At 67.1% G+C, this 17882-nt stretch carries 20 protein-coding genes; 15 read left to right on the top strand and 5 right to left on the bottom strand.

All coding sequences use genetic code 11. The features are described 5' to 3' along the window. Positions 1–2: 2 nt before the first annotated feature. The 5 genes from A6W98_RS04675 to A6W98_RS04655 are packed head-to-tail and all read left to right on the top strand — an operon-like array spanning position 3 to position 3531. On the top strand, positions 3–440 hold the full coding sequence (locus A6W98_RS04675) for a MaoC family dehydratase (protein WP_042458508.1): 438 nt from the start codon (positions 3–5) through the stop codon (positions 438–440). Continuing rightward, positions 437–1366: a dihydrodipicolinate synthase family protein gene (locus A6W98_RS04670; RefSeq protein ID WP_042458506.1), complete on the top strand. Its 930-nt coding sequence runs from the start codon at positions 437–439 to the stop codon at positions 1364–1366. The genes A6W98_RS04675 and A6W98_RS04670 overlap by 4 nt, the downstream gene beginning before the upstream one ends. Beyond that, entirely contained in the window at positions 1366–2292 is a 927-nt protein-coding gene (locus A6W98_RS04665) for a dihydrodipicolinate synthase family protein (RefSeq protein WP_042458504.1), read from the top strand. Before A6W98_RS04670 ends, A6W98_RS04665 begins: the two co-directional genes overlap by 1 nt. Continuing rightward, positions 2285–2575, top strand: a complete 291-nt coding sequence (locus A6W98_RS04660; protein WP_042458500.1) for an EthD domain-containing protein — start codon at positions 2285–2287, stop codon at positions 2573–2575. Before A6W98_RS04665 ends, A6W98_RS04660 begins: the two co-directional genes overlap by 8 nt. Before the next feature lie 29 nt (positions 2576–2604). After that, positions 2605–3531 (top strand): LysR family transcriptional regulator, encoded by a 927-nt coding sequence (locus A6W98_RS04655; protein ID WP_042458497.1) that lies wholly within the window; start codon positions 2605–2607, stop codon positions 3529–3531. On the opposite strand, the gene A6W98_RS04650 is transcribed toward A6W98_RS04655, so the two are convergent. Next, positions 3526–4287, bottom strand: coding sequence for an HpcH/HpaI aldolase family protein (locus tag A6W98_RS04650; protein ID WP_231098365.1), 762 nt, complete (start codon positions 4285–4287; stop codon positions 3526–3528). The genes A6W98_RS04655 and A6W98_RS04650 overlap by 6 nt on opposite strands. A 238-nt stretch (positions 4288–4525) precedes the next feature. Here A6W98_RS04650 and A6W98_RS04645 point away from each other — a divergent pair, with 238 nt between their 5' ends. From A6W98_RS04645 to hydA, 4 genes are all read left to right on the top strand, one after another. Next, on the top strand, positions 4526–5083 hold the full coding sequence (locus A6W98_RS04645) for a TRAP transporter small permease (RefSeq protein WP_052677922.1): 558 nt from the start codon (positions 4526–4528) through the stop codon (positions 5081–5083). Beyond that, on the top strand, positions 5080–6360 hold the full coding sequence (locus tag A6W98_RS04640; RefSeq protein ID WP_042458491.1) for a TRAP transporter large permease: 1281 nt from the start codon (positions 5080–5082) through the stop codon (positions 6358–6360). The genes A6W98_RS04645 and A6W98_RS04640 overlap by 4 nt, the downstream gene beginning before the upstream one ends. Before the next feature lie 36 nt (positions 6361–6396). Beyond that, entirely contained in the window at positions 6397–7362 is a 966-nt protein-coding gene (locus A6W98_RS04635; RefSeq protein ID WP_042458490.1) for a TRAP transporter substrate-binding protein, read from the top strand. A gap of 80 nt (positions 7363–7442) precedes the next feature. Further along, positions 7443–8855 carry a dihydropyrimidinase gene (gene hydA / locus A6W98_RS04630; protein ID WP_042464549.1) on the top strand — a complete coding sequence of 471 codons (1413 nt, stop codon included), beginning with the start codon at positions 7443–7445 and terminating at the stop codon, positions 8853–8855. Between the two features lie 32 nt (positions 8856–8887). On the opposite strand, the gene A6W98_RS04625 is transcribed toward hydA, so the two are convergent. The 4 genes from A6W98_RS04625 to A6W98_RS04610 form a co-directional block, all read right to left on the bottom strand. Next, positions 8888–9586 (bottom strand): GntR family transcriptional regulator, encoded by a 699-nt coding sequence (locus A6W98_RS04625; protein WP_052677921.1) that lies wholly within the window; start codon positions 9584–9586, stop codon positions 8888–8890. 3 nt (positions 9587–9589) lie between these two features. Continuing rightward, positions 9590–10033 carry a MaoC family dehydratase gene (locus tag A6W98_RS04620; protein WP_042458489.1) on the bottom strand — a complete coding sequence of 148 codons (444 nt, stop codon included), beginning with the start codon at positions 10031–10033 and terminating at the stop codon, positions 9590–9592. Further along, the gene (locus A6W98_RS04615) at positions 10030–11172 is read right to left on the bottom strand and encodes an acyl-CoA dehydrogenase family protein (protein WP_042458486.1); all 1143 of its coding nucleotides are present in this window, start codon (positions 11170–11172) and stop codon (positions 10030–10032) included. Before A6W98_RS04615 ends, A6W98_RS04620 begins: the two co-directional genes overlap by 4 nt. Positions 11173–11239: 67 nt before the next feature. After that, entirely contained in the window at positions 11240–11605 is a 366-nt protein-coding gene (locus A6W98_RS04610) for a hypothetical protein (RefSeq protein ID WP_042458482.1), read from the bottom strand. Positions 11606–11722: 117 nt separating this feature from the next. Here A6W98_RS04610 and dapA point away from each other — a divergent pair, with 117 nt between their 5' ends. The 6 genes from dapA (at position 11723) to A6W98_RS04580 (ending at position 17472) form a co-directional block, all read left to right on the top strand. Beyond that, complete coding sequence (dapA, locus tag A6W98_RS04605) at positions 11723–12604, top strand: 4-hydroxy-tetrahydrodipicolinate synthase (RefSeq protein WP_063491311.1); 882 nt, start codon at positions 11723–11725, stop codon at positions 12602–12604. 67 nt (positions 12605–12671) lie between these two features. Beyond that, complete coding sequence (locus A6W98_RS04600) at positions 12672–13646, top strand: TRAP transporter substrate-binding protein (protein ID WP_042458476.1); 975 nt, start codon at positions 12672–12674, stop codon at positions 13644–13646. A gap of 70 nt (positions 13647–13716) precedes the next feature. Continuing rightward, positions 13717–14232: a TRAP transporter small permease gene (locus tag A6W98_RS04595; protein ID WP_042458473.1), complete on the top strand. Its 516-nt coding sequence runs from the start codon at positions 13717–13719 to the stop codon at positions 14230–14232. Beyond that, positions 14232–15518 carry a TRAP transporter large permease gene (locus tag A6W98_RS04590; RefSeq protein ID WP_042458470.1) on the top strand — a complete coding sequence of 429 codons (1287 nt, stop codon included), beginning with the start codon at positions 14232–14234 and terminating at the stop codon, positions 15516–15518. The genes A6W98_RS04595 and A6W98_RS04590 overlap by 1 nt, the downstream gene beginning before the upstream one ends. An 11-nt stretch (positions 15519–15529) precedes the next feature. Next, positions 15530–15946: a DUF3830 family protein gene (locus A6W98_RS04585; RefSeq protein ID WP_042458467.1), complete on the top strand. Its 417-nt coding sequence runs from the start codon at positions 15530–15532 to the stop codon at positions 15944–15946. After that, on the top strand, positions 15943–17472 hold the full coding sequence (locus A6W98_RS04580; RefSeq protein ID WP_042458464.1) for an AMP-binding protein: 1530 nt from the start codon (positions 15943–15945) through the stop codon (positions 17470–17472). The genes A6W98_RS04585 and A6W98_RS04580 overlap by 4 nt, the downstream gene beginning before the upstream one ends. Positions 17473–17882: the final 410 nt, after the last annotated feature.

The raw sequence follows: 17882 nt of genomic DNA, 5'->3' as shown, positions 1-17882 counted from the left end.
AGATGTACGACATCCGCCAGATCGACGAGCTGAGCGTGGGCGACCGCATCAGCGTCACCAAGACCGTCACCGAGGCCGATGGCGCCATGTATATCGCCGCCACCGGCGATTTCGGCCCGGTCCATGTCGACGAGGATTATGCCTCGGGAACCCGCTTCGGCGAGCGTCTCGCCCCCGGCATCCTGGTCGCGGGCATCTGCACCTCGGTCCTGACCGCCGAACTGGTGGGCACGCTTGGCGTCTCGATCCGCGACAGCTTCTGGTTCACCGGCGCGGTCCGTTACGGCGACACCCTGACCTTCGAGATCTGGATCAGCGCCAAGGACGAGGAAAACCGCACCGTCGACTGGCAGGCCTCGGCCCGGAACGAGGAAGGCACCGAGGTCCTGAAGGTCGACGCCTCCCTGAAATTCCCCCGCAAGAAGAAGGTGACTGCATGAGCCTGACCGGAAAAGACCTGCGCGGCATCACGGTCGCGACCGTTCTGCCCTTCGACGAGACCGGCGCCATCGACTGGGAAGGCTACGCCGCCGTCCTGGAGCATTGCACCCGGCCCGAGACGACCGATTGCGTCTTCGTCAACGGCCATGCGGGCGAGGCGACGGCCCTGACCGGGGCCGAGCGCGACGAGGTGATCCGCCGGACCCGCGATCAGATCGGCAAGGACCGGCTGCTGCTGGCGGGCGTGGTGCCCACCGGCTATCCGGACGCCGTCATGCAGGCCGAGGCCGCCCGCGAGGCCGGGGCCGATGTCGCCGTGATCTTCCCGCCCGAGGCGCTGGGCGGCGGCAATGCCGCAACGAAGGCGCCGGTGGCCTTCATGGAAAAGCTCGCCCGCGAACTGGCGATGCCGATCTCGGTCTTCCAGTTCCCGATCGCCTCGGGCTTCGGCTATTCGACGGAGGCGCTGGCCGAGATCGCGCAGATCCCCGGCATCGTCGCGATCAAGGAAGGCTCGGCCACGATGCTGGCCTATGACGAGAACCGCCGCGCGGTGAAGGCCGCGGCACCCGATGTCGCGATCCTGCCCTCGAACTTCCACTGGTTCTTGCCGCAACTGGCGCTGGGCGGCGACGGCATCCTGTCGGGGCTCGCCTCGCTGACGCCGGGCCTGCTGGCCGAGCTGTGGCGGGCCTCCGAGGCGCAGGACCTGGCGCGGATGCGCGCGATCAACGACCGGCTCTACCCGGTGGTGCGCGCGATCTACGGCCCGGCGCCGGTCGTCGACATGCATACCCGGATGAAGGACGGGCTGAAGATGATGGGCCTGATCAAATGCGCAACCCCGCGCCTGCCGCTCCTGCCGCCATCGGGGGCCGTCGTCGAAGGCGTCCGCCGGGCGCTGATCGAGGCGGAGTTGCTGTGATGGCCGCGCATCCCCATGGCGGGCTCTATGCCGCCACCATCTGCCCGATGCGCGCGGACGGCGCGCTGGATCTCGACAGCCTCGAGGCGCATTTCTCGGCCGTTCTGGCGACAGAAGGGCTCGACGGCCTGCTGCTGAACGGCCATGCGGGCGAAGGGATCTTCCTGACCCGCGACGAGGCCGCGACCGTGGTGCGCCATGCCAAGACCATCGCCCCCGCCAAACGGGTGCTGGCGGCGGTCAGCGCCGAGGCGACCGCCGAAGCCGCCGCCGATGCCCGCGCCGCGCGGGCGGCCGGGGCCGACGGGATCATGGTCTTCGCCCCCTTCTCCTGGGCGCTCGGCGCCGATCCGCGCGCCATCCTCGCCCATCACAAGGGCATCGCCGAGGCCGCCGAAGGACCGGTCTACCTGTTTCAGGGTTCGGTCGGCTCGGGCGGGCTGCATTACGCGCCCGACACGCTGGCCGCCCTTCTGGACATCGAGGCGGTGGTCGGCATCAAGGAAGGCTCGTGGGAGACCCGAGCCTATGAGGACACGCTGCGCCAGACCCGCGCGCTTCGGCCCGATGTGGCGGTGATGGCCTCGGGCGACGAACATCTCTTCGCCTGTTTTCAGCTTGGCAGCGACGGGTCCGCGGTCAGCCTCGCCGCGCTTGTGCCCGACCTGATCGTGGCGCTCGACACCCATGTGCGCGCGGGCGAGACCGACGCCGCGCTGGCGATCCACCGCAAGCTCTATCCGCTGGCCAGGGCGATCTATGCCCGGCCCGGCCATCTGGCCGCCGCCCGGCTCAAGGCCTGCCTCGCCCGGCTCGGCCGCATCGACAGCCCGGCCTGCCGCGCCCCCACGCCGCCCATCGACCCGGCCGAAGCCGAGCGTCTGGCCGCGGCGCTTGCCCCCTGCCTGGAGCCCGGAGATGACTGAGCCCCGCCAGACCCACATGGTCTTCGTCGATATCGACCCCGAGGAAGAGGCCGCCTTCGACGACTGGTACGACAACACCCACCTGCCCCAGATCCTCGCCTGCCCCGGCTGGCTGGAGGCCCGGCGCGAGAAATGCATCGAAGGCGGGCCGCGCCATGTCGCGATCTACACGATTACCGGCCCCGAAGCCTATGAAACCCCCGAGTTCGACGCTATCAAGGGCTTCGGGCCGTTCACCGACAAGATCCGCAACTTCCGGCGGGTGCGTCTGACGAAAAGCTGAGCGTGCCCGCAGGAGGGACCGCCCGACCGATGCTGAACCTGCGACAGCTCGAGATCCTGCGTGCGGTGGTGCAGTATCGCACCACCGTGGGCGCCGCCGAACGGCTGGGCATGTCCCAGCCCTCGGTCTCGAACACCATCCGCCATATCGAGACGGTTCTGGGCTTTCCGCTGTTCGAGCGGGTCTCGAACCGGCTGGTGCCGACCGAAGAGGCGCTGATCCTGCTGGAAGAGGCGGAACCCCTGTTCCTGCTGCGCGACGCGGTGAACCAGCGCGCCGCCGATCTCAGGCGCGGGCGGATCGGCCGGATCCGGATCGCCTCGACCGCGGAACTGTCCGAGGCGGTTCTGCCCGGCGTCATCGCCGATTACGCGGGCGCCTATCCCAAGGTGCAGATCTCGCTGGAAACCCGGCCGCTGGACGGGGTGCTGCAGGTGGTCGAGAACGGGCTGGCCGATGTCGCCTTCGTCATCGCCGCCTATGAGCGCCAGGCGCTCGATTACGAAACCCTGGTCGAACTGCGCGCGGTCTGCCTGTGCCCCGCCGACGACCCGCTGGCCCGGCTCGAAGCGGTGACGCCGCGCGACCTGATCGGGCGGCAGATGGTCGGTCCGCAGGTCTCGAACCGGATCGGGCTGATGATCGCCGACAGCTTCCGCGCCAGCGGCCATGTCTACAGTCCCGCGATCGAGACCCGCTTCATGAATGCCGCCGCGCGTGTGGTGCGCGAAGGCTGCGGCGTGACCCTGATCGACGAGTTATCCGCCCATACCGTGCTGCGCCCGGGGCTGGTGGTGCGCGCCTACGAACCCGCGCTGAGCTTCGAGCTGACGGCCGCAACCTCGCGCGCCAAGACCACCTCGCGCCAGACCCGCCGCCTGATCACCGCCTTCGCCGAGAAGGTGCGCGCCCAGATCGCCGAGGTGCGGGCCGAGGCCCGGCGCGATCCGTCATGACCCGGCCGGGCCGCGCAAGGCGGCCAGCAGGGCGGCGCCGCCCTCGACGATGAGATTGGTCTCGTTGGTCGCCACGAGAATACTTGCGCCCAGCGCCAGCGCATGGCTTTCGACCAGCTCGGGCGGCAGCCCCATCGCCCCAAAGGCCAGCCCGCGAGCCCGTGCGGCCGCCGCGATCCGGCCGAAGGCGGCCTGGATTTCGGGGTGACCGACCCGCCCGCGCAGCCCCATCCCGTCGGCTAGATCGTTGGTCCCGACGATCAGCGCATCGAGCCCGGGGACGGCGGCGATTTCCTCGACCGCGGCCAGCGCCTCGGCGCTTTCGATCATCGCCATCACCTTCCCGCCCCCGGCCGCCCCGACCAGCGCATCGGCGGGCAGCGGCACATAATCGGCAACCGGCAGCGGCCCCGGCAGCGCCCGCCGTCCGACCGGCGCGAAGCGGCAGGCCCGGACCACCCTGCGGGCCTCGTCGGCGCTGTCGACATGGGGCACGATCACCCCCGCCGCGCCGCAATCGAGCGCCCGCGCCAGATCGGGCGAGCCCGGCCCCGTGACCCTGGCATGGACCGGAAATCCGGCCGCCTGGCCGACCGCGGCCGCCTGCCCCAGCTCGGACAGACCGATGGGCCCATGCTCCATGTCCATCACCGCGAAATCGAATCCTGCACCTTTGGCGAGAAGTACGGCCTCGGCACGCCCCGCAAGGCAGAATGCCAGTCCGATTTCAGGAGAAGCGGCGTTTTTCGACTGCACAGATATTATCCCTTGCGGCGAACCGGCTGCACGCGAACTGCACGGTTCATGTTTTGGCCCCGCCAATCCTACCGTGAAATGCAGATGAGTATTCGCAAAAACGCAGGAACGAATACTACCCATCACTTTAATAATAGATCCCTTCCTTTCGTCACAGATCTTTACGGATAACCTGATCGCATCAGCCAGATGCGCGGCGGGTTTTGGACCGCTGCCAGCGACGAAAGGAGATGCGCCGGTGCCAGACCGACCGGGCGGACAGCCCCCCTTTTCGGCCCTTCGCGGCCCCGTCCCGAAAGCCCTTTCGGCCGCGCTCCGGGCATTGCGACGCCTCGTCGACGGCGCGGCGCTGCTGCTTCTGGGATACATGGCGCTGGCGGTCCTGGTGCAGATCATCGGGCGTTATGTCTTCAACTATTCCATCGCCTGGAGCGAGGAGACCGCCACCTTCGCGCAGATCTGGCTGGCCCTGCTGGGGGCGGGGATCGCGATGCGCCACAACCAGCATGTGGGCGTCGATTTCCTGATCCTGAAGGCGCCGCTGCAGGTGCAGCGGGTGTTCAACCTCGCGGCTTTCGCGCTGGGCGCCTGGTTTCTCGGTGTCGTCGTGGTGGGCTCGGTCTCGATGGTGGGCATCGGCCTGATCGTCAAATCGCCCGCGCTGCGCATGCCGATGGCCATTCCCTATTCGGCGCTGCCGGTGGGCTTTGCCTATTTCCTGCTCGAATTCGCCCTTTCCAGCCTGCCGCGCATCCTGAGGCCCGGCCATGACCCGCTCGAGGAGACCGGCATATGATCTGGGCCGTCGGTGGTTTTCTCCTGCTTCTGATCTCGGGCATTCCGATCGTGCTGGCCCTCGGCATCGCGGCGCTGGCGGCGATCGAGCTGTCGACCTCCGCGCCGATCTCGATCGTGGCCCAGCGCGTCTATGGCGGCATCCAGTCCTTCACCCTGATGGCCATTCCCTTCTTCGTGGCCTCGGGCCTGCTGATGGAGGCCGGCGGCATCGCCCGGCGCTTCGTCAATCTGGCGGGCGCCATGGTCGGCTGGATCACCGGCAGCCTCTACATGGTCTCGGTCGTCACCGGCACCGGGCTGGCCGCGATCTCGGGCTCGGGCTCGGCCGATACCGCCGCGATCAGCGCGGTGATGGTGCCCGAGATGAAGAAGCGCCGCTACGACATCGACCTGGCGGCGGCGATCATCGCCGCCTCGGGCTCGCTGGCCTCGATCATCCCGCCCTCGATCGTGATGATCGTGATCGCCGTCACCTCGAGCCAGTCGATCGGCGCGATGTTCCTCGGCGGCATCGTCCCGGGCCTGATCGTCATGGTCGGGCTGATGCTGGGCGCCTGGCTCTTCGCCCGGCGCGGCGGCGAGGCCTATCGCGACGGCGCGCCCTTCACCTTCGCCCGGCTTGCCCATGCCTTCCGCGACGCGGCCCCCGGCATGATCGTGCCCGTGGTCATCATCGGCGGCATCGTCGGCGGCGTCTTCACCGCGACCGAGGCCGCCTGCGTGGCGCTCTTCACCACCCTGATCGTGACCATGTTCATCTACAAGGAGCTGAAACCCCGCGATCTGCCGCGGATCCTGCTGAAGGCGATCAGCCTGTCGGCGACGGTGCTGATCGTCATCGCGACAGCCTCCGTCTTCACCTGGATCATCGCGACCGAGGGCCTGCCGGCGATGCTGAGCGGCTGGCTGACCGGCATCACCGACAACCCCATTGCCTTCCTGCTGATCGTCAACCTGCTGCTGCTGGTCGTCGGCATGTTCATGGAAAGCATCTCGGCGGTCCTGATCCTGTTGCCGATCCTGCTGCCCATCGCGCGCAGCTACGGCATCGACCCGGTGCAATTCGGCATCATCACCGCGCTGAACCTCTCGATCGGGCTGATCACGCCGCCCTACGGCATCTGCCTCTACGTCGCCGCCTCGGTGGCCGGACGGCGGATCGAGCAGGTCTCGCGCCGGATCTGGCTGCCCTTCCTGTGCATGCTGGTCGCGCTGATGCTGGTGACCTTCGTGCCGGCCGTCTCGCTGTGGCTGCCCGCGCTGATGATGAACTGACCCGACTTCGTCCATATAAAAAAGGAAAATCCCCTGATGTCCAACAGAGCCCTCCCCGCCATCGCCCTTATGGCCATGCTGACCGGCCTGCCGGCGCTGGCCGCCGATTTCACCTTCCAGGTGGCCCATACCAATGCCGCCGACGAGGTCCAGGACAAGGGTCTGCAGAAGATGCGCGACCTGCTGGAAGAGAAGACCGACGGCGCCGCCACGCTGGAGATCTATCCGAGCGGCCAGCTCGGCGACGAGGCGCAGAGCATCGAGGGGGTCATGCTGGGCTCACTCGACATGTCCATGACCTCGAACTCGCTTCTGTCGAATTACATCGAGGATTTCCGCGTCTTCGACATGCCCTTCCTCTTCCCCTCGATCTCGGCCCTGGGCGAGAAGATCGACGCCAACTGGGAACTGATGGAAGACACCGCCAACGGTTCGGGCTTCCAGCTGCTGGGCGTGTTCTCCTCGGGCATCCGCCATCTGATGACCTCGAAGCCGGTCGAGAGCATCGAGGATGTCGCGGGGCTGAAAATCCGCACCATGCAGAACCCGGTTCATGTCGAGGCCTGGCGCGCCTATGGCGCCAACCCGACGCCGATGACCTATTCCGAGCTTTACGGCGCGCTGCAATCGGGCGTGGTGGACGGGGCCGAGGCCGCCTCGACCGGCTATGACGGCATGAAATTCTACGAGGTCGCGCCCGATTTCGCCCTCGTCGGCTGGCTGAACATGACCGCGCCGGTGGTGATGCAGAAGGCGGCCTTCGACGCCTTGCCGGAAAACATCCGGACCGCGCTGATGGAGGCGGGCCAGGAAGCCGCCCAATGGCAACGGGGCTATGTCGAGGCTCAGGAAAAGCCGCTGCTCGAGGGCTTCGAGGCCGAGGGCGTGACCATCACCACCCCCGATACCGAGCCCTTCCGCGAGGCCTCGCTGCCGCTTTACGAAAGCGAGCTGACGACACCCGGACAGAAAGCCCTGCTCGAGGCCCTGACCGGGAATTAAGGCCCCGCCCTGCCTGCCCTGCCGCGGCCCTGTTCGGGGCCGCGGCATCCTCTTTTCCAACAGAAGAAGCAATGCCTGCCATGCTCGACCTCGCCATCAGAAACGCCCAGATCGTCACCGCCGCCGACCGCTATGTCGCCGATATCGGCATCCGGGACGGCCGCATCGTCGAAATCGCCGAACGCGTGGGCGAGGCCCGCGAAGAGATCGACGCGACCGGCCTCTGGGCCATGCCCGGCGGCATCGACGCCCATGTCCATCTGGCCCAGCCCCAGGGCGGCGGCGTGGTCATGGCCGACGATTTCGAGACCGGCACCCGCTCGGCCGCGGCGGGCGGCAACACCACCGTCCTGCCCTTCGCGCTGCAACAGAAGGGCCAGACGCTGCGCGAGGCGGTGCAGGCCTATCACGCGTCAGCCGAGGGCAAGTGCCATGTCGACGTGTCCTTCCACCTGATCATCACCGACCCGACGCCGCAGGTGCTGGGCCAGGAACTGCCCGCGCTGATCAAGGACGGCTATACCTCGTTCAAGGTCTTCATGACCTATGACGACATGATCCTGAACGATGCCGAGCTGCTGGAGGTGTTCGATACCGCCCAGCGCGAGAAGGCGCTGGTGATGGTCCATGCCGAGGGCCATGACGCCATCAAGTTCATGACCCGCAAGCTGGAAGAGGCCGGCAGGACCGCACCCTATTACCACGCGATCTCGCATTCCGCCGTGGCCGAGCGCGAGGCCACCCACCGCGCCATCAGCCATGCCGAGCTGACCGATGTGCCGATCGTGATCGTCCATGTCTCGGGCCGCGAGCCGATGGAGCAGATCCAGTGGGCCAAGCGCCGCGGCCGCAGGATCTTCGCCGAGACCTGCCCGCAATATATCGCGCTCACCCGGGACGACCTGAAGGGACTGAACATGGATTTCTCGGGCGCCAAATATGTCTGCTCGCCGCCGCCGCGCGACACCGACAGCCAGGCCGCGATCTGGGAAGGGCTGCGGGACGGCACCTTCGACATCTTCTCCTCCGATCACTGCCCGTTCCGCTATGAAGACCCGGCGGGCAAGGATGTGAAGGGCGCGCGGACCTCGTTCAAATGGGTGCCGAACGGCATCCCGGGCGTCGCCGCGCGGCTGCCGGTTCTGTTCTCCGAGGGCGTGTCGAAGGGCCGGATTTCGGCCGAACGCTTCGTGGCGCTGACCGCGAGCAATCCGGCCAAGCTTTACGGGCTTTATCCGAAGAAGGGCACGATCGCGATCGGCTCGGATGCCGATATCGCGCTGTGGGATCCCGAGATCGAGACCACCATCACCCAGGCCAAGATGCATCACGGCTGCGACTACACCCCCTATGAGGGGATGGCGGTGAAGGGCTGGCCGGTCCGGACGATCCTGCGCGGCAGGACCGTGGCCGCCGATTTCGAAGTCACCGGCAGCGCCGCAGACGGCCAATACCTGCCCCGCAAGATCAGCGGCGAAGCCTTTCCCGGCTGATCCGGGCAGGAAAGACCCGATGGCGGCGGGGTTCAGGCCCGGCTGCCATCCGGATCGACCCGCGCGGCGAGATCTTCCATCATCGCCGCGTTCTGCATCCGCAGGATCGCCTCGGCCGCGCGCAGATCCTGCCGCCTGAGCGCCTCGACCATCAGCGTCATTTCCTCGGCCAGCACCGCCTGCCGTCCCTGCCCGTAGCCGAAGCTGCGGCGGAAGGCGAAGATCAGCTCCCATCCGCGCAGGAACATCCGCAGCGCCTCGCGATTGCCGCCGAACTCGACCAGCCGGGCATTGAAGCGGCGGTTGATCTCCAGCGCCTCGACCTCGGCGCCCGTCGCCAGATGCGCGGCATAGGTCTCGGCCAGCGCCTCGAGTTCCTTCAGCCGCTCGAGCGTCAGGTTCCGCATCCCCCGCCGGAGCGCGAAGATCCGCAGCTCGGTATTCAGCTCGAACAGATCCGAGATATAGGCGCGGTCGAGCCTGCGCACCGTGGCGCCGCGATTGGGCTCGATCTCGACCAGCCCCTCGCCCTCGAGCTTTCGCAGCGCCTCGCGCAGCGGCATGGTCGAGAAGCCCAGCGAGGCCGCCAGCTCGGCCACCTTCAGCCGTTCGCCCGGCGCGAAACGGCCCGCGAGGATCGCCTCGCGGATCTGACGGGTGGCCTGATCGACCGAATTGGCAGCGGGTTCCAGTTTTCTGTCCTTCAGCGATCCGGGTCCGGGCGCGACCATGGCCTAGCCCCGCTTGCGGATCAACGAGACATGTTCGGCGGTGATCGCGGGGCTGCCATCGGCCAGGATCAGGTCGACGGCCTCGGTGACGACACCGGCAGGCCGCGACCGGCTTTCGCGCCGGTCGGTGAAGGCCATCTCGACATGCACCTCGTCGCCCGCCACCATCGGACGCACGAAGCGCACCGCGTTCCACCCGAGCGAGGCGATGGAGCTGTCCTCGTAAAGCTTCAGCCCGGTCTTCAGACCCTCCATCAGCGCCAGCCCGTAAAGCCCATGCGCGATGATGCCGTCGAACCCGGCCTGCCTTGCATAGGCCGCGTCGGTATGCAGCGGGTGATGGTCCCGCGTCAGCCGGCAGAAATCGGCGATGTCAGCTTCGGTGATGACATGGGACGCGGTGGTGAAGCGCGCCCCAATCTCGATATCCTCGTAATACAGGCTCATGCGCAGGTCTTCTGCACCTGGCGGGCGATGATCATGCGCTGGATCTGGTTGGTGCCCTCGTAGATCTGGCTGAGCCGCACGTCGCGGAACAGACGCTCGATCCGGAACTCGCGGGAATAGCCGTTGCCCCCATGGATCTGCAGCGCGTTCGAGATATGGACCTGCGCCATGTCGGTGGTGAACAGCTTGGCCTGCGCGGCCTCCAGCGCGATGGGGTGGCCCGCATCGTAAAGCTTTGCCGCGTGATGGATCAGCAGGCGCGCGGCGGCGATGTCCTTCGACATGTCGGCGATCATGAACTGGATCGCCTGGAAATCGAAGATCGGCTTGCCGAACTGCCGCCGGTCATTGGCATAGGCGACGGCATCCTCCATCGCGGCCTGGGCCATGCCCAGCGCCATCGAGGACATCATCAGCCGCGAGAAGTTGAAATTCTCCATCGCCATCTTGAAGGCCCCATGCTCGGGCCCGATGCGGTTCGCGACCGGCACCCGCACCTCGTCAAAGCTGAGCATGCAATCGGCAAGGCCATGCATCCCAAGCAAATCCTCGGACTTGCCACGATGGACGCCGGGACGGTCGGTCTCGACCAGGATGCAGGAAATGCCGCGATGCCCGGCCTCGGGATCGGTCTTGGCGAAGACCATGACGACATCGGCGATCTCGCCGAAGGTGACCCAGGCCTTGGTGCCCTTGATGACATAGTCGTCGCCGTCGCGCCGGGCCGTGGTCTTCATCGCGGCAACGTCCGAGCCGCAATCGGGTTCGGTGACGGCGGTGGCGGGAATGACCCGGCCCTCGACGATGCCGGGGATCCATTTGCGGGTCTCTTCGCTGCCATGGTGGTTCAGGAACAGCGCCGCTTCGACCGGAATCGCGAAGGCATTGCCGACCGCGCCCGAGCCGCGCGCGATTTCCTCCATCACGATGCAGGCAGCCATGGCGTCGAGCCCGACACCCCCCGCCTCTTCGGGCAGGGCGACGCCGAACAGCCCCTGCTCGGCAAGGGTTTCGTAGATGGCGCGGGGAAAGACGTCGTCGCGGTCGATGGCGGCGGCGGCGGGCGCGATCACCTGATCGCCGAGCTTGCGCGCGGTGTCGCGCACCATGCGCTGCTCTTCGGTGAAGAACTGATCCAAGAGCGATCTCCTTTGGAGCCTATCCGTATAAATATGATCACAAACATTCCGCGCCGACAGGCCCGGGTCAAGCCGAAGCGACACCGCCATGGAAGGCGTCGCCCGGATCGCGGTCGAAGAAGTAGACGATGACGTCCCTGGGTTGCGCGCCATAGGCCCGGCAAAGCGCCCCGGTCAGGGCGCGCGCCGCCTCGGCCTTGGCCTCGGCCGATCTGGGGAAGGCATGAACCTTTGCGAAAATGCGGAATATTTCAGCGTTTTCGCCATATTTTCCGGCATGGCCATAGGAATTTTCGGGGGTCGAAAAATAATAGACGGTGACGATTTCCGGCTTGATTCCGAATGCTGCGCAGAGACCATCGGTCATCAGGGAGGTGGCAACTGCCCGTGTTTCCTGCACGGGTTCGCGGTCGAAGACTTCGATGAAGGGCATGGCGATCTCCTGTCGGGACGGGGTCGGCCGGCACCCGGAGCGGGGCCGGATATTGACCGGATACATGATCAGATCAATTCTGCAAGAAACAGTTTACGATCTAAAATGGGACTCGGGATGAAATTCAGGGGAAGCTACACGGTCTGCGTCACGGCCTTTGACGACGAGGGTCGGATCGACCTGCCCGCCATGCGCAGCTATACCGAATGGCAGATCGCCGAGGGCGCGCACGGGCTGGTGCCGCTGGGCTCGACCGGCGAGTTCCTGTCGCTGACCCGCGAGGAACGGGGGCAGATCGCCGAGGCGGTGATCGGACAGGCCGCGGGCCGGGTGCCGGTCCTGATCGGCACCGCCGCCGAATGGACCGAAGAGGCAATCGCGCTGTCCAGGGACGCCGAAGCCCTGGGCGCCGACGGGGTGATGCTGGTGCCGCCCTATTATTCCTCGCCGACCGATGACGAGCTGTTCACCCATTTCCGCCGGGTGGCCGAAGCGCTCTCGATCCCGGTCATGCTGTATAACAACCCCTTCACCGCCAATGTCGATCTGACCGCGCCACTGGTCGCGCGGCTGTCGGAAATCGACAATATCGTCGCGATCAAGGACACCTCGAAGACTGTCCACCGGGTGACCGAGCTGATCGAGCTGTGCGGCGACCGGCTGACGGTCTTCGCGGGCTATTACCCTTGGGAAAGCTACCGCTGCGGGGCCCAGGGCTACAGCTCGGTCATGGCCAATATCTCGCCGCGGCTCTCGGCCCAGATGTTCACCGAAACCCTCGACGGCGATGCCGCCAAGGGCCGCGAGATCTACGTGAAATGCCTGCCGCTGATCAACGCGCTGGCGGGCGATCTCTACGTCTCGGCCACCAAGGCGGCGATGAAGATGATCGGGCGGCCGATGGGCGACCCGCGCCCGCCCAGGCTGCCGCTGCCGCAGGACAGGCAGCACGAGCTGCGCCGCATCCTCGACGATCTCGGGCTTCTGGCGGAAGCCTGAGACGGGGCCGCCAGAAGCCCCGCTCGAACATCCGTCCCAACAGAGAGACCCCGAAAGGAAACGCCCCATGAAACTGACCAATCTCGCGCTCTGCTTGGCCCTCGGCGCCTCGGCCGCGCTGCCCGCCTTCGCCCAGGAGATCGTGCTGAAGGCCAGCCATAACGCCAATGCCGAAGAGCCCTATGGCGTCGGCATGCGCAAGATGGCCGAGATCCTCGAAGACAGGACCGGCGGCAAGGCCACCATCCAGGTCTTCGACAATGCCCAGCTCGGCGACGAGATGGAAAGCATCCAGGGCACCCAGATGGGCACGGTCGGCCTGGCCGTGACCGCGAACGACACGCTGGCCAATTTCGTGCCCGACCTCGCCGTGTTCAGCCTGCCCTTCCTGTTCAGGGATGCCGACCAGATGGACCGCGCGCTGAGCGATCCGGCGGTCATCGCCAAGGCGCAGGAGATCCTGAACCAGAAGGGCTTTCACCTCGTCAGCTTCTTCTCGGCGGGCACCCGTCACATCATGACCAAGACCCCGATCGAGACCCTGGACGACCTGGCGGGGCTGAAGATCCGCACCATGCAGAACCCGGCCCATGTCGACACCTTCAAGGCCTTCGGCGCCAACCCGACGCCGCTGGCCTATACCGAGCTTTACGGCGCGCTCGAGACCGGCGTGGTCGACGGGGCCGAGGCCGCGAACACCAATTACTACGCCAAGAAATTCTACGAGGTGTCCCCCGACTGGGCGGTGATCGGCTGGCTCGAGCTGGTGGCGCCGGTGATCATGGGCGAGGCCGCCTATCAGGCGCTGCCCGCCGATGTGCAGGCCGCGCTGGACGAGGCCGGGACCGAGGCGGGCCGGTTCCAGCGCAAGACCTATCGCGACAGCGACGCCGCGCGCTTTGCCGATCTCGAGGCGGTGGGCGTCAACATCTCGCATCCCGACGATGCCCCCTTCCGCGCCGCCGCAGCGCCGATCCAGGACAAATACATCCGGACCGATGCGCAGAAAGAGCTGTTCGAGCTGCTGCAGGCGGTGAACTGAGCCCGACCTCCCTGACCTCCCGGCCGCCCTCTGCGGCCGGGCCTTTTCCCGTTTTTCCCGGAGGACCGCCATGTTGCCACTGATAGAACGCGCCCTTCTCATGCTGCGCCGGCTCGTTTCGGCCGTGGTGATCCTGTTGTTCTCGGTGATGATGGCGGCCGTCCTGATCCAGATCGCCGGGCGCTACATCTTCAACTATTCCATCGCCCAGGCCTCCGAGATCGCGACCTTCTGCCAGATCTGGCTGGTGCTGCTGGGGGCAGGCGTCGCCATGGCCCGCGGCCAGCATGTCGCCATCGACATGGTGCCCGCGCGGTTTTCGCTGCCCTGGGCGCGGGCCGCGCTGATCTTCATCGCCCTTGTCTCGGCCGCCTTCCTTGCCGTTCTTGCCTGGGGCAGCCAGCCGCTGCTGCGCATGGGCGCGTTCCAGACCTCGCCTTCGCTGCAGATGCCGATGGCCTGGATGTATCTCTGCCTGCCGGTGGGCGCGGCCTATATCGCGCTGGAACTGCTGCTGTCGGTGATCCTGCGCTGGAACGACCCGTTCCCGCCGCCAAGCCTCGATCATGAAGAGGAGGCGATCTGATGCTGGTGATTGCCGTTGCCTTCGTCCTGCTGCTGCTGGCGGGCGTGCCGGTCGTCTTCGTGCTTGGCGCCTCGGCGGTGCTGGCACTGGTGACCACGACCGACGTGCCCGTCGCCATCGTCAGCCAGAGGGTCTTTGCCGGGCTGAACACCTTCACCCTGATGTCGATCCCGTTCTTCGTCTTCGCGGGCGTGATCATGGATGCGGGCGGGATCTCGCGCCGGATCGTCGAGTTCGCCTCGGCCGTCATCGGCTGGGTGGTCGGCAGCCTTTTGCAGGTCTCCTGCCTGGCCGCCGCCGGGCTTGCCGCGATCTCGGGCTCGGGCTCGGCCGACACCGCGGCGATTTCGGCGATCATGCAGCCGCAGCTGCGGCGCCGCGGCTATGATGTCGATTTCGGCGCCGCGATCATCGCCTCGGCCGGGTCCATCGCCCAGGTGATCCCGCCCAGCCTGACCATGGTGATCCTCGCCGTCGTGTCGAATGTCTCGATCGGGGCGCTGTTCCTGTCGGGCGTGGTGCCGGGGCTGATGTGCATCGCGATCCTGATGATCATCGCCTATGTCCACGCGAAGAGGGGCGGCCCGGCCTATCGCGAGGCCGAGCCCTTCACCTTCGCCCGGCTGCTCCGCACCGGCTGGGCCGCGCTGCCCGCGGCAGGCATGCCGGTGCTGATCCTCGGCGGCATTCTCGGCGGGGTCTTCACCCCGACCGAGGCGGCGGCCGTCTCGGGCTTTTACGGTCTGCTTGTCGGCGCCTTCCTCTACCGCGATCTCGATCTGAAGCGCCTGCCCGACCTGATCCTGAGAACCGTGTCGCTGTCTTCGGCGGTGATGCTGATCATCGGCACCGCCAGCGTCTTTTCCTGGCTGATCGCCAATGCCAACGTGCCGCAGCTGCTGGGCAACTGGATCGCCGGCGTGTCGTCTTCACAGCTGATGTTCCTGCTGATCGCGAATGTCCTGTTCCTGTTCGTGGGCATGTTCCTCGAGACCATCGCCGCGATCCTGATCATCGTGCCGGTCTTGTCGCCCATCGCCGCACAGATGGGGGTGGACCCGATCCACTTCTCGCTGCTGATCATCCTGAACTGCGCCATCGGCACGGTGACGCCGCCCTATGGCGTCTCGCTTTTCGTCGCCTCCAGCGTCGCCGGGCGGCCGGTTCTGTCGGTCGCGAAGAAGCTCGCGCTGCCGCTGGCCGGGCTGTTCGCCGTCCTGATCGCGGTGACGCTGCTTCCCGATCTTCCGCTTTTCCTGCCGCGCCTTGCCGGCCTCATCGACTGAAGGAGACTGCCATGACGAAACTCAAGGTCACCATTGCCGGGATCGAATTCGACGCCCGTTTCGAGGATGCCGCGCCGCAGACCGTCGCCGCCTTCCGCGCGAAGATGCCGTTCAAGGGCAAGGTCGTGCATGTCCGCTGGTCGGGCGAGGGCGTCTGGATTCCGCTGGGCGAAACCGATTTCGGCCTCGGCTACGAGAACCATACCAGCTACCCCGCCCCCGGCCAGATCATCCTCTATCCCGGCGGCATCAGCGAGACCGAGATCCTGCTGGCCTATGGCGGCGTGCATTTCGCCTCGAAGCTCGGCCAGCTTGCCGGCAACCATTTCATCACCCTGACCTCGAATACCGACAAGCTGGCGGAGCTGGGGCCCAGGGTGCTCTATGAAGGCGCCCAGGAGATCCTGTTCGAAGAGGTCGACGCGTGACAGACCCCCGGCCCATCACCTTCGGCGCCCGTCTGCGCCAACTCGCGCGCGAGCGCGGCGCGGCCGAGGCCGTCCGGTTCCTGGCGGCCGACGGGCAGGAAGAGGCGATCGGCTGGGACGCGCTTGACGCTTCGGTCGACCGCATCGCGCATGTTCTTGCGGCGCAAGGAGTGGGCCGGGGCGATGTGGTGGGGATCGGGCTGGCCAACACGCCCACCCATCTGGCCACCTCGCTGGCGGTCTGGCGGCTGGGGGCGACGACGCTGGTCGCCGACCCGCATCTGACGCCCGAGCTTGCCGCCGCGCTGAAGGCCCGGATCGGCGCCCGGCTCTGGATCTCCGAGGCCCCCGGTTCCGGCGATCTCGACCGTGCCCGGTTGGAACGGCTGGCCGCCTTCGCGCCCGCCACGCCGGTCGCGGACGCGGTCTCCTGCCCGGGCAAGATCGTGCTCTCGGGCGGCTCGACCGGGCTGCCCAAGATGATGGCCGATGACCGGCCCTATACGCGCATCCCCGGCGCCAGCTGGGGCCGGATCGCACCTGCGCTGGGCTTTCGCGCCGATCAGGTGCAGCTGGTGGCCGGGGCGCTTGCCCATAACGCGCCGCAGACCTGGGCGCAGAACGGGCTGTTCGAGGGCAACCGGCTGATCCTGATGGAGAAGTTCGACGCCGACCGGGCGCTGCTGGCAATCGACCGCTTCCGGGTCGGCTTTGCCATGGTGGTGCCGACGATGATGGTGCGGATGCTCGACCGGCTCGAGGCCACCGGCGCGCGCCTCGACAGCCTGCATGCCTTCTATCACACCGGCGCGCCCTGCCCGGCCTGGCTCAAGTCCGCCTGGATCGAGCGGCTGGGGCCTGACCGCGTCTTCGAGATGTACGGCTCGGGCGAGAATACCGGGCAGACCGTCCTCGCCGGCCCCGAATGGCTGGCGCGCAAGGGCACGGTCGGACGCGGCTTCGAAACCGAGATCCGGATCTATGGCCCGGACGGCGCGCGGCTGGGTCCCCGCGCGCGCGGCGAGATCTTCATGCGGCCCGAGGACCTGTCCGGCCGCAGCCGCTATCTGGGCCCCGAGGCGCCCCGGCCCCGCCGCGATGCGGACGGGTTCCAGAGCATCGGCGACATGGGCTGGCTCGACGACGAGGGTTATCTCTATCTGGCGGGCCGGTCGGATGACGTGATCAATACCGGCGGGGTCAAGGTCCATCCCGAGGTGGTTGAGGCCGAATTGCTGCGTCATCCGCAGGTGGTCGACGCAGTGGTGCTGGGCATCTCGGACCGCGACTGGGGCCAGCGCGTGCTGGCCTGCATCGTGCCCGCCGAGGGCTTCAGCCCCGATCCGGCGGCGCTGCACGATTTCTGCGCCGCCCATCTGGCCCCGGCCGAGGTCCCCAAGCGCTTCGAACTGCGCCGCACGCTGCCCCGCGACGGCTTCGGCAAGATCCGCCGCAAGGCGCTCCGCGCCGAACTCGAACCCGATGGCGACAAGGACGGTCCCGGCAGCACCCCCTCCGGCGACTGAACCGCCAGTCACATCGCCCGTCGCTCCCGGAGGCGGCGCCCGGCAGGGGCAGGCCGGCGCCGCGGAGCACCGAGATCGCATCCTCGCGGCGACCGCCCCCCGGTGACGGCCCTACGGACCCGCTCATCTCCATGCATGGGCCGCCCGGGAACCGCGTCGGCTTTCATCGCGCTGGCGTACCGGAGGTTCGACGTCATCACGATGTGCGACCGATACAGCACGAAGCTGGACGAGGAGATCACCAACCTGCTCGTCTGGCTCACGACCGCGAAGAAGACCTGGGGCTTCGGACTCCGTGTCACCCCGGAACCGAATCGCCGAGACCCACAGATACCCGTGCATGGAGGTCGGCGATCGACGAGGATCAGGAGACGACCATTCTGATGCGGGTTGTTCATCCTTGCGAGGCC

The organism is Rhodovulum sulfidophilum DSM 1374 (assembly GCF_001633165.1).
Taxonomy (GTDB): domain Bacteria; phylum Pseudomonadota; class Alphaproteobacteria; order Rhodobacterales; family Rhodobacteraceae; genus Rhodovulum; species Rhodovulum sulfidophilum.
Note: the sequence above shows the minus strand (reverse complement) of the source record. Positions and strands in the feature narration are given on the sequence as shown.

Coding starts and splice junctions, on each gene's coding strand:
- A6W98_RS04675 (WP_042458508.1), top strand. CDS start 3: ATGTACGACATCCGCCAGATCGACGAGCTGAGCGTGGGCGACCGCATC.
- A6W98_RS04670 (WP_042458506.1), top strand. CDS start 437: ATGAGCCTGACCGGAAAAGACCTGCGCGGCATCACGGTCGCGACCGTT.
- A6W98_RS04665 (WP_042458504.1), top strand. CDS start 1,366: ATGGCCGCGCATCCCCATGGCGGGCTCTATGCCGCCACCATCTGCCCG.
- A6W98_RS04660 (WP_042458500.1), top strand. CDS start 2,285: ATGACTGAGCCCCGCCAGACCCACATGGTCTTCGTCGATATCGACCCC.
- A6W98_RS04655 (WP_042458497.1), top strand. CDS start 2,605: ATGCTGAACCTGCGACAGCTCGAGATCCTGCGTGCGGTGGTGCAGTAT.
- A6W98_RS04640 (WP_042458491.1), top strand. CDS start 5,080: ATGATCTGGGCCGTCGGTGGTTTTCTCCTGCTTCTGATCTCGGGCATT.
- A6W98_RS04635 (WP_042458490.1), top strand. CDS start 6,397: ATGTCCAACAGAGCCCTCCCCGCCATCGCCCTTATGGCCATGCTGACC.
- hydA (WP_042464549.1), top strand. CDS start 7,443: ATGCTCGACCTCGCCATCAGAAACGCCCAGATCGTCACCGCCGCCGAC.
- A6W98_RS04625 (WP_052677921.1), bottom strand. CDS start 9,586: ATGGTCGCGCCCGGACCCGGATCGCTGAAGGACAGAAAACTGGAACCC.
- A6W98_RS04620 (WP_042458489.1), bottom strand. CDS start 10,033: ATGAGCCTGTATTACGAGGATATCGAGATTGGGGCGCGCTTCACCACC.
- A6W98_RS04610 (WP_042458482.1), bottom strand. CDS start 11,605: ATGCCCTTCATCGAAGTCTTCGACCGCGAACCCGTGCAGGAAACACGG.
- dapA (WP_063491311.1), top strand. CDS start 11,723: ATGAAATTCAGGGGAAGCTACACGGTCTGCGTCACGGCCTTTGACGAC.
- A6W98_RS04600 (WP_042458476.1), top strand. CDS start 12,672: ATGAAACTGACCAATCTCGCGCTCTGCTTGGCCCTCGGCGCCTCGGCC.
- A6W98_RS04595 (WP_042458473.1), top strand. CDS start 13,717: ATGTTGCCACTGATAGAACGCGCCCTTCTCATGCTGCGCCGGCTCGTT.
- A6W98_RS04590 (WP_042458470.1), top strand. CDS start 14,232: ATGCTGGTGATTGCCGTTGCCTTCGTCCTGCTGCTGCTGGCGGGCGTG.
- A6W98_RS04585 (WP_042458467.1), top strand. CDS start 15,530: ATGACGAAACTCAAGGTCACCATTGCCGGGATCGAATTCGACGCCCGT.